The 13,120-nt window shown below is 34.8% G+C and carries 11 protein-coding genes; 9 read left to right on the top strand and 2 right to left on the bottom strand.

Translation table 11 applies throughout. The features are described from left to right. Positions 1–114 precede the first annotated feature (114 nt). Positions 115–1,908, bottom strand: a complete 1,794-nt coding sequence (locus HLK68_RS13655) for a M3 family oligoendopeptidase (protein ID WP_006783758.1) — start codon at positions 1,906–1,908, stop codon at positions 115–117. A gap of 167 nt (positions 1,909–2,075) precedes the next feature. On the opposite strand from HLK68_RS13655, the gene HLK68_RS13650 reads away from it, so the two are divergent. The 5 genes from HLK68_RS13650 to HLK68_RS13630 all read left to right on the top strand — a co-directional run bounded on the left by HLK68_RS13650 (position 2,076) and on the right by HLK68_RS13630 (position 6,831). Next, positions 2,076–2,993, top strand: coding sequence for a manganese-dependent inorganic pyrophosphatase (locus tag HLK68_RS13650; protein ID WP_006783757.1), 918 nt, complete (start codon positions 2,076–2,078; stop codon positions 2,991–2,993). 124 nt (positions 2,994–3,117) lie between these two features. After that, the gene (locus tag HLK68_RS13645) at positions 3,118–3,678 is read left to right on the top strand and encodes a chromate transporter (RefSeq protein ID WP_006784917.1); all 561 of its coding nucleotides are present in this window, start codon (positions 3,118–3,120) and stop codon (positions 3,676–3,678) included. Next, on the top strand, positions 3,678–4,241 hold the full coding sequence (locus HLK68_RS13640) for a chromate transporter (protein ID WP_006784918.1): 564 nt from the start codon (positions 3,678–3,680) through the stop codon (positions 4,239–4,241). The genes HLK68_RS13645 and HLK68_RS13640 overlap by 1 nt, the downstream gene beginning before the upstream one ends. A 158-nt stretch (positions 4,242–4,399) precedes the next feature. Beyond that, positions 4,400–5,440 carry a hypothetical protein gene (locus tag HLK68_RS13635; RefSeq protein WP_238843602.1) on the top strand — a complete coding sequence of 347 codons (1,041 nt, stop codon included), beginning with the start codon at positions 4,400–4,402 and terminating at the stop codon, positions 5,438–5,440. Positions 5,441–5,610: 170 nt separating this feature from the next. After that, positions 5,611–6,831, top strand: coding sequence for a cation:proton antiporter (locus HLK68_RS13630; RefSeq protein ID WP_039930851.1), 1,221 nt, complete (start codon positions 5,611–5,613; stop codon positions 6,829–6,831). A 33-nt stretch (positions 6,832–6,864) separates the two neighbouring features. On the opposite strand, the gene HLK68_RS13625 is transcribed toward HLK68_RS13630, so the two are convergent. Further along, positions 6,865–8,862: an aryl-sulfate sulfotransferase gene (locus HLK68_RS13625; RefSeq protein WP_006784921.1), complete on the bottom strand. Its 1,998-nt coding sequence runs from the start codon at positions 8,860–8,862 to the stop codon at positions 6,865–6,867. 153 nt (positions 8,863–9,015) lie between these two features. Between HLK68_RS13625 and HLK68_RS13620 the strand changes: the two genes are divergently transcribed. The 4 genes from HLK68_RS13620 to HLK68_RS13605 all read left to right on the top strand — a co-directional run bounded on the left by HLK68_RS13620 (position 9,016) and on the right by HLK68_RS13605 (position 13,023). Then, positions 9,016–9,957, top strand: coding sequence for a TRM11 family SAM-dependent methyltransferase (locus tag HLK68_RS13620; protein WP_006784922.1), 942 nt, complete (start codon positions 9,016–9,018; stop codon positions 9,955–9,957). A gap of 42 nt (positions 9,958–9,999) precedes the next feature. Beyond that, entirely contained in the window at positions 10,000–11,280 is a 1,281-nt protein-coding gene (gene brnQ / locus HLK68_RS13615) for a branched-chain amino acid transport system II carrier protein (RefSeq protein ID WP_006784923.1), read from the top strand. A gap of 82 nt (positions 11,281–11,362) precedes the next feature. Next, positions 11,363–12,358, top strand: a complete 996-nt coding sequence (locus HLK68_RS13610) for a Gfo/Idh/MocA family protein (protein ID WP_006784924.1) — start codon at positions 11,363–11,365, stop codon at positions 12,356–12,358. A gap of 11 nt (positions 12,359–12,369) precedes the next feature. Next, a complete protein-coding gene (locus HLK68_RS13605) occupies positions 12,370–13,023 on the top strand; it encodes a Crp/Fnr family transcriptional regulator (RefSeq protein WP_006784925.1) in 654 nt (217 codons plus the stop codon). The last annotated feature ends 97 nt before the right edge of the window (positions 13,024–13,120 follow it).

The raw sequence follows: 13,120 nt of genomic DNA, 5'->3' as shown, positions 1-13,120 counted from the left end.
AAAACTAAATCAAATAACCCATTCATTATCAGTCATTGAGGTTTAAAAATCAAGTAGTCTATTCCAAAAATTAACAAATTAAAAGGCCCTATAAAAAATAGGGCTTCGGCTTAATTATAATAGAGTGGGATATTTCTTTTTGGCAAGCTCTTTAAATGTTTGAATGTCATCTGTAATAAGTTTTAAAGAGGTTTGCCAAAATTCTTTTTTCGTTAAATCGATGTCTACGGTTCTGGCAATCTCTTCGGCTGAATTTTTACCAGTAATAGATAAAAGCTGTTCATAAGATTTTACAAACTCACTTCCAACTTCTTGATATTTAGCGTATAAACCTTTAGCAAATAGTAAACCAAACGCATAAGGGAAATTATAGAAATTCGCTGAAGCATCATAATAATGAGGTTTGCATGCCCACATATAAGGATGAAGAGATTCAAAATCGAGGCCATTTCCATAGGCTTCTTTTTGTGCTTTAATCATCATGTCTTGTAATTCTTTTGAACTAATAGAACCTTGTGCTCGTTCTTTAAATAATTCAGTTTCAAATAAATATCGACTATAGATATCGACAATAATTTGAGTTGAGTCCGTTAATTCAGTTTCTAAAATTCTAAAAATTTCATCATCTGTTCCATTTTTAATCGCAGCTTTTTTGATAATGGTTTCACAGAACGTTGAAGCTGTTTCAGCCACAGGCATAGGGTAACTTGAATTTAAGCTACTTTCTTTTGTTAAGCATTCGCCGTGAAATCCATGTCCAAGTTCGTGAGCAAGCGTCACAACGTCACTAAATTGATCTCCATAATTTAATAAGAAACGACTTTGCTTAATCCAATGAAGATTTGAACAAAAAGCACCGCCAACTTTTCCTTGTTTTGGATAAACATCAATCCAGGCTTCATCAATCGCTTTTTTGGCATAATTGGCTAATGTATCAGAGAACGTGCTAAATTGTTTTAATACAAATTCAGTTCCTCTTTCGTAGTCAAAGGTTTGAGGTTGGTCACAAACGGGAGCGAATAAATCGTAAAAAGGTAATCCACCTTTATGTCCAAGTAAAGAGGCCTTGAGGCGAAGAAATTCTCGGAATTTAGGTAAACTTTCCTCGATGGCTTCAAGCATGGCATCTAGTGTTTGGCGAGTCATTCTTGATTTTATTAACGTCTCATCAAGAGGGGATTCATATCCTCGTAAGGTAGCAGTTGTAATGACTTCTCCTTTAATGTTACTCAGACAAGCCGCTAATGAATCTTCTACTTTTTCATAGGCTTTTAACTCGCATTCATAAGCACTTTTTCGGACTTCGGCACTAGGGTCATGAGCCAGATTTCTTGCCATGGCTAATGGCATTGATTTGACTTCGCCATTTAATTCAACCTCAACTATGAGCTGCGAGGTAATGGTATCTTTTAGCTTAGCCCACGCAATTGATCCTGTATTTTGCATTTTCGCAATAATAGATTCTTCGTTATCACTTAATAAATAGTGACTGAAGCGTTGTAATTCTTTAAAGAAAAAGGTGTGGGCTTCAAGATTAGCATCGGTTTTAAGTAAAGTATCAAGATCTTTTAAATTGCCAATCCAATGATTAAGAACCGTATCACTTTTCGCAAGGGAGCTTGATTTTTCATTGAGCACATCAGAATATTTTAAAGCTGATTTATTCGTTGTATCAGTACTTAAAGTGAGCGAGCAATAAGAAAAAAGACGGCCAAATAAGTCGTTAAGCTCCTGTTGAAAATTTAAATATTGAAGTAGTAACGTTTTAGTCTCTTGTGTTGAATTTGAAATTTGATTGGCAAAATGATTATAGGATTGGGTTAATTCATCAACTTTTTTGAGGTCATTTAAAAAATTCTCACTTTCAAATGACTCGTATAGTGCGGTTAAATCCCATGTTGTTTTCAAAACTAGTCCTCCTTTTTTGATGAAGATGAATCCTCAATACTTTTAGTCTAGTCTGAATTTGATAAAATATAATTGAAAAGTTACGAATTTAGTGTAAAAGGCGATGAGTTTTTGACGGTTTTAGTGTAAAATAAGAGAAGTGAAAATGCAGAAGGAGGAATGAATCAATGGCTACATTAGTATTCGGACATAAAAACCCAGATACAGATTCAATTACATCTACTTTAGTCATGACAGACTTACAAACAAAATTAGGACATGACGTAATGGCTTGTCGTTTAGGTGACGTGAACAAGGAAACTCAATATATTTTAAATCACTTCCAAATTGAAGCACCAAAATTAATTGATGCTGTAACTGAAAATGACGAAGTCATTTTAGTGGACCATAATGAATTTAATCAAAGTGCAGATGGAATCGAAAAAGCTCGCATTAAAATGGTAGTGGATCATCACCGTTTAGCAAACTTCCAAACATCTGAACCTTTATTCTATCGTGCGGAACCTGTTGGATGTACGGGAACAATTCTTTATAAAATGTATAAAGAAAATGGAATTGAAATTGAACCAACAATGGCTGGATTAATGGCAAGTGCGATTATCTCAGATTCATTATTATTCAAATCACCAACATGTACTCCAGAAGATGAAAAAGCATGCCGTGAGTTAGCAGAAATTGCAGGACTTGATGTTGAAGTTTATGGACTTGAAATGTTAAAAGCTGGAACAGATTTATCTGATTACTCTGCTGAACAATTATTAGGAATCGACTCAAAAGTCTTCCCAATGGGAACATCTACTGTTGAGATTGCTCAAATTAACACAGTTAGTATCGAGGATATGATGACTCGTAAAGCAGAGTTAGAAGAACAAATGAAAGCAATTATTGCACAAAAAGGATTAAATCTATTTGTGGCAGTTATCACGGATATCTTAAATAGTAACTCACAAGTTATCACATTAGGAGATCGTACAGATATCGTTGAAAAAGCATTTAATGTTGAATTAGTCGATAACACAGCTTTATTAGCAGGTGTTGTTTCACGTAAAAAACAAATTGTTCCTTTCATGGATCGTAATGCTTAATTTTCAAATAAAAAAATCTCTATTCAAAGAATAGAGATTTTTTTATTTGAAAACAGTATTTTCTTTTAATATGGAAATTTTGAGATATAATAGTTAAGAATGACAAGATTTTGGAGGTTAAGACATGCACGATTATTTAGATTTGTTTTGGACTTTTTGTCGAATTGGAGGATTAACCTTTGGTGGTGGGTACGCGATGTTACCCATGTTACAAAAAGAGGTTGTCGAAACAAAAAAATGGGCAACCGAAGAGGAAGTCATGGATTACTATGCAGTAGGGCAATGTACTCCAGGCGTTATTGCGGTTAATACAGCCACTTTTATCGGTTATAAACATCATGGAGTTTTAGGTGCAATTGTTGCGACAGCAGGCGTTGTTTTTCCATCATTAGTGATTATTATGATTTTGGCCGCGTTTTTACAGTCTTTCGCTGAGTTTGAAATCGTACAGCATGCATTTAATGGAATACGTGTAACGGTTTGCGTTCTGGTATTAAATGCTGTAATCAAGTTATGGAAAGGTTCTGTGATTGATAAAGTTTGTTTAAGTATTGTGATAATCACGATTTTAATCGGAGTTTTAGGTTCTTTAGGTCTTATCATCAACATTTCTCCGGTATTTATTGTGATTTTAGCTGCTATTGTAGGATTAGTTGTTAAAGGTGGAAGAGGTGAAAAAGCATAATGACATATGTTATTTTATTTTTTGAATTTTTTAAGATTGGGTTATTTGCTGTTGGTGGAGGGTTAGCCACTTTACCCTTTTTATATGAATTAGCGGGAAAATACACATGGTTTGATGAAGCAATGCTTGGAAATATGATTGCGGTCTCTCAATCAACACCTGGACCTATTGGAATTAATATGGCAACTTATGCAGGGTTTAATGCCGCTGGAATATTAGGTGGTATCCTTGCAACAGTAGGGTTGGTTACACCATCGGTTATTATTATTATCATTGTGGCACATGTTTTAAATAAATTTAAAGAGAGTCAGGCTGTTCAGGCTGTCTTTTATGCCTTAAGACCGGCTGTTACAGGTTTAATTGCGGTTGCTGGATTTGCTGTTTTTAAAATTTCAGTTTTATCACTTGATACCTTTAATCAGACTAAATCTATTTTTAATTTGTTTAATCTAAAGGCACTTATTTTATTTATAGTCTTATATGTTGTGACGAATAAAATCAATAAACATCCAATTATTTTTATTGTAGCGGGAGCTTTAGTCGGAATTTTAATTGGATTATAACAAGAGGAGCTAACATTTAAAAGTTAGCTCTTTTATTTAATAATTCATTTTAAACTCATAAATTTTTTGAGATTTGATGCAAAAAAATGTGCAAAAATGTCGAATTTTATATAACATCATATAGGAAAATTTGATAAAATAAGGTATAGTTGTAAGGAATGGCCCGAAAGTTTGAGGTGTTAAAGTTGTTAAGCGAAGTAGATAAATGGAGTCAAAAATATATGCTATATCGAAAAGGAGCTGCATTATTTATTGGCTTATTAGTTCTTAGTGTTGTTATTTTCTTTTTTAATTTACCATCGGTTAAAATAAGTACCACATGTTTAGTTTTCTGTTTTATTGCTGTGATTGGAATTCGTTGGTGTCTAGCTAAAATGGATGAATTTAAATCTCTATATGTTAATACGGTTCCCATGATAGATCCTGAAAGAGATTTCTCAGAAGAAAAAGGTTTTCATGATCTAGATGACAGTATTCAAGAGAGTGTCTCTTCAGTTGAAGAGGTAATGGATAGTTTCGTTTCAGATGAAGAATCGATTGAAGCAATAGCTCCTGAAGATTTCTCAGAGTTAGCAAAAGATGAAGTTGAGGCAACAGAGGAAATCACTGACTTAACAGAAGTTGAGGCAACAGAGGAAATCACTGACTTAACAGAAGTTGAGGCAACAGAGGAAATCACTGACTTAACAGAAGTTGAGGTAACAGAAGAAATCACTGACTTAACAGAAGTTGAGGTAACAGAAGAAATCACTGACTTAACAGAAGTTGAGGTAAGCGAAGAAATCACTGACTTAACAGAAGTTGAGGTAAGCGAAGAAGGGTCACCGCTTGAACACGAAAATGAGGTTGTGTCGGGTTCTGTAGAGCCGATTTCTATTGAAGATGAAATTTTATTGACTGTCACTCAGATGATTAAAACGGAGTATGATTTAATGGACGAGTTAACAGTTAAAATGGTGGGAAATTATTTTACAATTTATACGAATAAAAAGGTGTTGCTTCGATGCAAATTAACGGGGCGTAAGCAGTATATTTTAACTCACTTATCACAAGAAGAGGTAGAAGGACTCGGACTTGATTTTGAAGCACCATCAAAAAGTGAGTCTTATACAAGCCGTGTGACCTTTAAGAGTTTAGCTGTCTTAAAGGAATTGGATTCATATATTTTAGAGACTTATAAACAAATTCATAAGTTATAATGAGAAAACACTCCAAAGCGGAGTGTTTTTTGATTCTTCAAAAATAAAACGTAAACATTTTAATGAGTGTATTTTTTTCGACAAAAGGTGTGTGACTGTGCGAAGGTAACGTGCTATATTACCTTGGTTAATCACTAAATTAGGGGAATATTAAAAATGGAGATGAGGTTATGTTGTCTTATAATTATTTGTTTGATATTGCGTTAATTCTATTAAGTACGAAAGGATTAGGATTAGTGACGAAGAAGTTTTCCATGCCTCAGGTTGTAGGAGCCTTGTTAGCGGGATTGGTTCTTGGACCAGCCATGTTAAATGTATTGCATGAGACAGACTTTATTAAACAAATTGCTGAACTTGGCGTGATTGTCTTAATGTTTACGGCAGGCCTTGAGACTGATTTACAAGAATTGAAAAAAACAGGGAAAGCTTCATTTGTGATTGCAGTTTTTGGGGTGTTAGTTCCATTGTTATTTGGATTTATCACCGCTTCATTTTTCAATCAGACATCAACAGCAGAGGGTGTTAGTCATACTTTACAAAATATTTTTATCGGTATTATTTTAACGGCTACATCCGTGAGTATTACAGTTGAAACGTTGAAGGAGTTAGGAAAGTTAAATACACGAGCTGGGAATGCGATACTAGGAGCCGCAATCATCGATGATATTTTAGGAATTGTAGCACTAACCCTTATTACAAGTTGCGCAGATTCTTCTGTTAATATTGTGTTAGTTCTTGGAAAAGTCATCTTATTTTTTGTATTTGCCATTTTAGCTGGAATGCTTTTCTATAAATTTTTCATTTATTGGGTTCAACGATACAACCGAGATATGAGACGATTTGTCGTCATTTCATTTGTTTTTTGTTTAATTCTTGCCTTTTTAGCGGAAGAGTGGTTTGGGGTCGCTGATATTACGGGAGCCTTTATTGCAGGCTTAATTTTATCAAATACGTCATGTGTTCATTATATTACGTCAAGATTTGAAACAATTTCTTATATGTTGCTTTCACCCATCTTCTTTGCAAGTATCGGAATCCAAGTAGATTTGAGTGGGATGAACCAGACTTTGCTTTTATTTACCGTTGTTTTGGTGGTGATTGCGATTATTTCAAAAATAATTGGCTGTGGGCTTGGAGCTAAACTGTGTCATTATTCAACGAAAGAATCTCTTCAAGTTGGCGTTGGAATGGTTTCCCGTGGAGAGGTTGCTTTAATTGTGGCTAGTAAGGGGGCAGCACTTGGATTAATGAGTGCCGTGAATTTTGGACCGATTGTCGTGGTAGTGGTTATCACAACGATTGTGACACCGATTTTGTTAAAAATAGTCTTTAGTTCTAAAAAAGATTCAAGGAATTTAACCAAAACCAATTCTAAATTAATCAAATCATAGTCAAAAGGATGCCTCAATAACGAGGCATCCTTTTTAATGTAATTTAAGGCTATAGTCTGTTTCATACAACACTAAAGCGTCATTTGATTTTAAATAGAATGACAAACGATAAGTTCCTTTTTCAAGATTAGAAAGATCCGTACGATCAATAAACTGAACTAGTGTCTGCTTCTTTACAGCTTTTTTAAGACGATTTTGAAGACCGGTTGGAAGTTCGTCAATAGTTTTGACAGCATAGCAATCCGCACTGTGAATTGAATAGGTAAAAGATTCATGAGATTCATTAGTTAAGACGAGCGCAAATGAATCGGTGATTTGAGCTTTTTCGATGTAGCCATCTAAATATAAAACATCATCGACTAACTCAATCGTCGATAAAAATGAAGAATCATAAGATTTTGTTTGAGTGGGATTATCTAGATTAAGAGGTTCTTTAAAGGACATTAAATTTTCTTTAGCAAGTGACGTTGCATTAGAATTCGTGAAAGAATAATTTAAATTTAATTCATCAAAGGTTAAGGTGTCAATGGCGTAAATGTGATTGATACCTTCTTTGTTGAAGGTCATCTCCATGAGAATATCATTCGAATCCGTGGCACTGACTTCAAATAACTTTCCACCCATTGATTGATTAAGTTGAATGAAGCCATATAACACAAGCATCGACTTCGTCTTTGGCAAGTAATCGACTTCACTAATGATGGTTGAGGTTAGGGCTGGAGATAAATTTTCTCCAAACGACCAAATTTGTTCGACAGTCATCTCGCGTTCATTAATTCGATAGTGAACTGCTCGACTGTATTGATTCAAATCTGGGTAAGATTCCCTTGGAAATACGCCAATATCGACATGATTATCAAACAAAATTAAATCTACTGTATCTGGATTTTGATCAAGATCTTCTAGAACTTTTGAAGAATGTTGGGCGAAAAACCAGGTGAAGTTTTCACCAATTGGGGTTAATAAATACGGTTTAAGTTGTTCATTAACCTCATCAGGTGCACCTAATATCCATTTTAGTTGTTTAGTGGTTGGATCAAGTTTTACAACCATACTTTGAGAACGTCCAGAAGCGATGACTGTTTCGTCACTCTCATCTATCATCGCATAATTTAAATGAAACCAGTCATCTAAGTCACCTTTAACGGATTCAGGTAGTGTGTCTTTAAAGCGATTAATATCAAGATAGTCTCTTAAATTGATGGTTTGAAGGGGAATTCCAGTTTGAGCATCGAGGATATAAAGATGGTCTTCTGTATATCGTTCATCTGTTTTATCGCTTGAGTTAATAATGTAATTGCCATCTGGGGTCAAGGTTAGAGAATGATGTCCAGAACCGGGAATATATAGTTGTTTTTGAACTTGTCCTAAATAAGAAATTTCTTCTAGTTGTTGTTGATAGTAAAAATAATAAGGCCCGTGATAAGTTAATAAATTTCCATTTGGGAGCGAAGTAATAGAACCCGATGTAGAATTTTGAATGAAACGGATATCTCCATACTCGTCGATGAGATATTTATATGTATCATCGGTTGCTAAAAATAATCGAGTTGTATGCGTCAAGGGAGTTGACTGATTAAGTGTCACCTGTAGGCTATCACTTGGAAGTGGCGGAGTTTGAATTTGCATCTCATGTGAAATCGTTTGTCCCGCTTCATTGGTCGCACTCAATAAAATGGTGTTTGATTCATTTGGATATAATCCGATTAACGTTAACTGGTGTGTCGTTTCATAACTGTTGGTTTCATAACTTAAGGTTGCTTGTTCGGTATGTCCAAGGACTTGATATTTAATCATTGAGGGTTCTTCTGTTTCAAACATGACGAGATAAGAAAGGGGAGAATTTTGGTAGGGGTCATGGACGAGATAGGGAGAATCAATTGAATAGGTAGTTTCGTTAAATTCTTGTTTCATTGTTTCTTCTAAATTGGCTTGCGTTTTGAAAATGGATAGAGTTGAATCAATAGTAAGTGTTTGTTTAGCTTGGCATCCAGTGAGCCATAATAGTGCAAGTAATAATAATCTAATCATTTAAAAAGTGTGCCTCCTTGATGTATTCTAATATTTATTTTACTATACATTGTGAACTTGAGATAGATGATGTTGAAAAATGTCATTTTTTCAATTATAATGAAGACTAGTGTTTTTTGTAATGAAACTAAAATAGAAGAGGACGACGAAATCATGATCGAACAGTTACCGATTAAAGGTTATTTATATGTCATTAATTACGCTGAAGGTGAAGAAAGCCTTTGTCGACTTGAAATGAAGATTTTATTAAATCAATCGTTTGAAGACAAATGGATTTTATCTGATATTGAGATTGATCCATCACGTAGTGTTTTTATTAAGGAACGACTGACGATTTATTACCAAGCTGATTCCTTTGAATCATTACATGAAATGGTTTTAAAGCAACCGATGAGTTTTGAAACATTTAAATTATTATTTATGCGATTTAAAGATCAATCACTTGAATATAAAGAGCGATTAAAACGTCTTTATGCGATTGGTTCATTAATTGGTGGCGAAGCTGATATGTATGAACCGAAACAATTGCTAGGATTGACGGAGTTAAATGGCAAATGGTATTTTGGCACACTTGAACCCAATTGTAATGAGTGGGTGAAGCATGAGAATAAGCCTCATTCTTACTCCTTTTCATTAAGTGTTCGTGTTTCACGCTCTGTTGCTAACTTAGCGGTGGGTCATCAATTTGATAAAAAAATAATTGATCCATGTTGTGGTGCCGGAACTGTTGTCCTTGAGGTACTCACAGTAGGAGGAAATATCATTGGAAATGAGTTAAATCCTAAAGTAGCTTGGAAAGCAGAAGAAAATTTAAAACACTACGGATATGAGAATGTGATTCAAATTGGAGATATTCAAGAGATAAAAACTCATTATGATACGGCGATTATTGACCTTCCATATGGACATTTTAATCCGATTTCGCCAGAGATTCAGCAAATGATTATTGAGAATGCACGTCGTATTGCTGATGAACTTATTATTGTGACACAAGTTAAAATGGATGAGCAATTAAAAGCTGCTGGGTTTGAAGTCATTGAACAATGTGAAGCGGTTAAAGGGAAGTTTGTTCGGTATATTACCATGTGTCGTTAATGGAGAAAACAGCTAGAATTATAGACATCAAGGAGGATATTAATGAAGAGTAAACAATTTAAAGATGCATTAGTGATTGGGTTTGCCTTGTTTGCCATGTTCTTTGGCGCAGGGAATTTAATATTCCCACCCTTTTTAGGAAACACAGTTGGAGATCAAGTGATTCCAGCTTTACTAGGGTTTTTAATTACCGGAATTGGGTTACCTTTACTTGGAATTTTAGCGTGTTCACGCGCAGGAGGATCATTTGAAGTGATGGCTTCTCGCGTTTCTAAACCGTTCGCTACCGTTGCGACGATTATTTTAATTTTAGCGATTGGACCGATTATTGCAATTCCTCGTACTGCCTCAACGACGTTTGAATTAGGGATTGTGACGTTATTACCTAATGCAACACAGTGGTTAACAACGATTATTTATTTTGCTATTGCGTTATTCTTTGTCTTAAAACCCACACGAATTGTAGATGCGATTGGGAAAGTCTTAACTCCTATTCTATTATTTGTCTTAATTGCGATCATTACAAAGGGGATGTTATTTCCAATTGGTGAAGTAGCAACACTGGATGTTTCACAAGTTTTCACAACGTCTTTTAAAGAAGGTTATCAAACGATGGATGCTATTGCGGCTGTTATTTTTGCAACGATTATTATTTCATCTGTCCATGATAAAGGCTATAAAGACCATAAGAGTGTTTCTAAAATTATTTTAATGTCAGGTTTAATTGCAATTGGTGGATTGGCGATTATTTATGGTGGGTTAATGATGTTAGGAGCCCAAACTTCTTCGCTTGTTGATGTAAGTTTTACTCGTACACAACTTGTTATGTATATTGCCAAAGCGGTCTTTGGTTCGCTTGGGACGATTTTTTTAAGTATTTGTACAACAGTCGCTTGTTTAACAACGGCGATTGCCTTACTAACGGCAAGTGCAGAGTTTTTCACCAAATTATTTAAGGGAAAAATTCCATACGCAGTGAATGCCATTATTTTAACTGTGATTAGTCTTTTTATGGCAACCAATGATGTTGATCAAATTGTAGCTTTAGCAGGGCCAGCTTTAGATATTATTTATCCGATTGTCATTGTTTTAATTATTTTAACGTTACTAGGAAAAATGGTTAAACATGACTTTGCTGTAGCCATGACGGTTTATGTGACGTTAGCAATTAGTTTATTAACAACGATTGGTTCTTTCATGAATTTAACAGCCGTAACGTCTGCGTTGAATTATTTACCCCTTCAATCTTCAGGATTTGGATGGTTGCTACCAGCCGTTATAACATTTATTATCGTCAACTATTTTGTGAAACATAAAGCTTAAAATTAAACCCTCTGTCTCTAACTTGACAGAGGTTTTTTTTCTGCGTATGCTAATAGTAGTTTAAAGAGGTGGAGGAAATGGAATGACTCAACAGATACGATTTGGTATTATTGGAACGAATACGATTACAGAACAATTCTTAAAAGCAGCGATGAGCCTTGAATCTTTTAAGTTGAATGCCATTTATTCTAGAACAGAAGAGCGAGGTCTTGAATTTGCATCGAAGTATGGTGTCGAGCATATTTATACTAACCTTGAACAGCTTTTAAAAGATGATGTCGTCGATGCGATGTATATTGCCTCACCGAATGCCTATCATGCTAAGCAAGCTATCTTATGTTTAAATCATCAAAAACATGTGTTATGTGAAAAACCCTTGGCTTCTAACTTAAAAGAAGTTGAAGCCATGTGCGAAGCAGCGTTTAAAAATGGAGTTGTTTTAATGGAAGCAATGAAGACCACTGTGTTACCAACTTTTCAACTGCTTAAAGACCATCTTCATAAAATTGGGACCATTCGTCGATACAGTGCAAGCTTCTGTCAATATTCTTCAAGATATGATGCCTATCGAAGCGGGACAATCTTAAATGCGTTTAAAAATGAGTTATCAAATGGTGCTTTACTTGATATTGGAGTCTATACGATTGCTCCGATGATTCATTTATTTGGACTTCCAGGTGAGATAAAGGCAAGTGCCTATATGCTTGAATCAGGTGTAGATGGAGAAGGGAGTATCATCTTTAAATATCCTACAATGGAGGCTTGTGTCATGTATTCTAAAATCTCTAACTCTTATTTACCGTCGGAGATTCAAGGAGAAGATGGAACGGTTATGATTGATCGAATTAATCGATTCCATCAAGTTCAAATTAAATATCGAAATGGTGAGATTGAGGAGTTAGCGATTCCTCATGATGAAGCAGATATGAAGTATGAGCTTGAAGAATTTATTCAAACGATTTTAAAGCAAAAGAAAGAATCCAATGTCAATACATTGGAACGCTCAAAGCAGGTGATGAGTGTTTTAGATGAGGTTCGTCGTCAAATCGGACTTCAATATCCTGCAGATTTAAAATAGGAAGTGATTCTATGTATCAACATCCGTTATTGATCTCTTTTAATCAAGAGTCAATTGAAAGGCTAAAACAACAAAGTTATGAAATTCAACTAGAGAAAGGACAACCCTTATTTTTTCAAGGAGATGCGGCAACGGTTGTTTATTATATTAAATCAGGAATTTTAAAAATTCTAAAAACATCTATTCAAGGTCAGGAAAAGATTTTTTCAATTTATTCAAGAGGAAATCTAGTGGCTTTAAGTGTTTTATTTAATGACCCTCACCAATATCCTGCTTCTGGTGTTGCACTAGAGGAAACGGTGGTGGTCGCTATTCCGATTCCTGAACTAGAAAAAGCTATCTTATCGAATCATCAGGCAACACGTGCATGGTTTTGTCATTTGAATCGCCGATTAGAAGGTGTCCAACAATTACTGACTGATCAAGTTTTTATTGATGCAAGAGATCGCTTTAAAAAAGTGATTCAATTATTTATGAAACATAAATCTTTTCAAAAAGACGGGATGATTGTATTTGAGATGCCGTTAACAAAGCAGGAAATGGCAGAGTTATTAAGTATTCGTCGTGAAACGTTTAGTCGATTATTGTCCTCTTTAAAAGAAGAAGGATTATGTGAGTATTCCAAAAAACAAATGCGTGTTAATCGAGAGTGGCTTGAAAGCTAAAGATGACCTTTGGTCATCTTTTTTTTAAAAAAATCTTTAAAAATGTGACCTACCTCACATCTTGTTCTTGAAGAGGTTTATATAATAGCTTTGTTGA

It is taken from the genome of Turicibacter sanguinis (assembly GCF_013046825.1).
GTDB classification, from domain to species: Bacteria; Bacillota_I; Bacilli_A; order MOL361; family Turicibacteraceae; genus Turicibacter; species Turicibacter sanguinis.
The sequence above is the reverse complement of the archived record's forward strand: the minus strand, read 5'-3'. Positions and strand labels throughout refer to the sequence as shown.